Below are 2678 nucleotides of genomic sequence, written 5' to 3'. Positions count from 1 at the left end.
GGTGATCAAGATCAGCCGCGCGCTTGCGGATATCGTGCCACGCTCCCAGCAGCGGCAATATAATTTTTTGCCAGGCCGTCATTGCCATCCACCAGCTTTCTCACACTGTCATCGAATACCCGACCTCTCCCCTTGGGGACGATGAGGCCGAATGTTTTCATCAGGCCGCGGATTTGATTGCTGAGCTGGGTCGAGATGCTCAAAAGCTGATTGCGAGCCGCCACCAGCGCGCGCGTCAGCATACTATCGAAAGCCTTCACCCGGACTGCTTTGTAGAATCCGGCTTCGGCCAAATGGGCCAAGCCATCCGCGTCATTGGCGTCGGTCTTGTTGAGCGTCTCGTCCAACACTTTTTGGGCGTGCCGCGCTTCGATGCAAATCGCAGGAACTCCTTCGGCCTCCAGCGCATGATAGAACCATGTTGATAATGGCCCTGTCTCGAATACAACGTCTCGAATACAACGCGCCTGGCGTGCGGGGCGTGTTTGCGGATCATCTCCGCCAAAAGTTTTGGGTCTGACGGACACTTCCCACGCCAAATCCGCTTTCCGTCTTCTCGGATTGAGATCGCGGTGTCTTTCAATGAAACGTCGAGCCCTATATAGTGGTCCATGGTTGCCTCCAATGATGTTTGGGCCCGGTGCCAATCGTGAGCCCGTATATCCATCTTATCGGGGGTAACCACCCTTTCCACCCATCATCTTATAAAATGGCCCAGGATGATCGCGCCGCGATTACCCATGTCTAAAACTGCGGGTATTCGGTGCCGAGATTTAGATTGAGCTTTCCGCAAACCCGCGGGTATCGCGCTGGGACATTGTGTAGGGTAGCTGAGGGTGGGACAGAGTGCGGAATGTTGGCGCCAACATCGATATAAGTAAGGGACTTTTCGCTGTAGTTCGCGTAAGCGGTCACCAGGGAAACATCGACCTCGAGGCCAATCTTCGCCGCGAACTTTACGGCCTCATTGAACTCGCGCATCGCATCACTCAGCCGCTCTTTCGCGTGTCGTTGACCGTGTTTTCGGGAATGACCTAACTGACGCTATGCGAGTGGCGTCTGTAGCACTCGGTAGAAGCTCTTCTTGGGCCGTGTGCGAAAGCCCTCAGCAGGGCGGAGAGGTGATGCGGTGGCACGTAGTGCGACGTAGCGGGGTTTGTAATCGAGAACCGCCGCAGTTCATTCGGTTGCTGGCCTCATCCAGCCAGTCCAGTCAGGACTGCGAGAACAGCCGGAAGCCTCATTTGCAGAAGGCTTCCGCCATGCGTCAGGCGCCTTAGCCGTTCATCGCACCCTTGACTGCCTTGCCTGGCACGAAGGTCAGCTTTTTCGAAGCGGCGATCTTGATCGTTGCGCCCGTCGCGGGATTGCGCCCCTCGCGCTCCGGCGTCTCCTTCACCTTAAACTTGCCGAAGGACGGGATTGACGTTTCCGCGCCGGCCTTTGCTGTCTCGGCGATCTGGCTGAAGACGCTTTCGACGATGGCCTTGGCCTGCGCCTTGGTCAGGCTTTGTTCAGCAGCAATCTTGTCGGCGATTTCGATTGTAGTGGTCATGAAGGAGGGCCTCTCTGATTTCGGGTTTTTGAGCTTTGACCCTGAAGATGCTACGAGGAAAGCCCAGACGGCTAAGAATTCCCGAAAGACCTGTGGAAAACCACAGGAAACGCAGGAATACGGTCGATCAAAACCGATTGTTCGGCGCGGGCGCGGGTGCCTGCGGCGCGACAATCAAGCTGGGAACATCTTCTCGATGCGGTCGTCGTCGGAATAGACCAGTGCATCATCACGATGACGGGCGCTGGCCGGCCGTCACGCGCCAGAAGCCTTGCAAAAGCGAGGCCCGTCCTCCTCCTGTCCGTTTCGCAGGATTGTTTGGGGAAGAAGGGTCTTGTCGGCGTTGTTGCAACGCTGCGAGGATGCCAACCGAGACCATGCCCCAAACCATCATTTGCCGGGGAAGTCGGCAGACTTGGGGTCGTTTACTTCCACCAGATAGGTGTTTTGATTTCCGTCCTGCATGGCGCTTTAGCGATCACGGTCGTCCCGATTACGCTCCCTCTGTTCAAGCTGTTCACGCTCCAACTCCTCTAGACGAGGAATATGCTGTTGCGCGGGATCAGTCCGAGTGGTCTCGCCGCCTCGCTGGGCAGCTTCCCTATCTCTATTTGCACGATCTTGCTGCCTGTGAGTAGCGTCGACCGTCTCGGCGAGCTCGTGAGCCTCACGCTCCGCCTGCCCGATCGGACGTTCCTCTTCCAGATCCGTCCTAAGATCGCGCTGGCGATCGTCGGCCGTATCCACGGATACCGGCTGCTTGTTTAATTTGTTTTCATCCTCACGCTCTCCACGGCGCTCGATGGTCTCGATCTCCGCGCGCAGTTCCGGATCCTCATTTGCTACGTCCCGGAGATAACCATTGCCGGAAGCGGCGAGCTGAGCTGCATGGTGAAGCGAAGCCTCCAGGCCCCTTTCATACTGCTCTCGATTTTCCTCGCCAAACTCGCCAGCTTCGATATGCGCCAGGCCGGAGCGATAGTATTCGACATTGGCCATCGCATCGTTACCGGCCTCGACGACAGCCTCTCCGTGCTTGGCAACGGCCGCTTCCCACTGGACGTTAGCGTTCGTATGCTCTTGCCCCTCAGAAGTCGTTCTTTCCGGCGCGGCGTCACTTGCT

The 2678-nt window shown here is 57.2% G+C and carries 1 protein-coding gene and 2 pseudogenes; all 3 read right to left on the bottom strand.

Going from position 1 to position 2678, the window contains the following annotated elements; genetic code table 11:
* Positions 1-613: pseudogene (locus PDO_RS12380) on the bottom strand (IS110 family transposase); the annotation flags it as partial.
* 663 nt (positions 614-1276) lie between these two features.
* Positions 1277-1555: an HU family DNA-binding protein gene (locus PDO_RS12370; RefSeq protein WP_009110042.1), complete on the bottom strand. Its 279-nt coding sequence runs from the start codon at positions 1553-1555 to the stop codon at positions 1277-1279.
* A 471-nt stretch (positions 1556-2026) separates the two neighbouring features.
* Positions 2027-2678 (bottom strand): annotated as a pseudogene (locus tag PDO_RS28325) (conjugal transfer protein TraA); the annotation flags it as partial.

Source organism: Rhizobium sp. PDO1-076 (assembly GCF_000247475.1).
Taxonomy (GTDB): domain Bacteria; phylum Pseudomonadota; class Alphaproteobacteria; order Rhizobiales; family Rhizobiaceae; genus Allorhizobium.
Note: the sequence above shows the minus strand (reverse complement) of the source record. Positions and strands in the feature narration are given on the sequence as shown.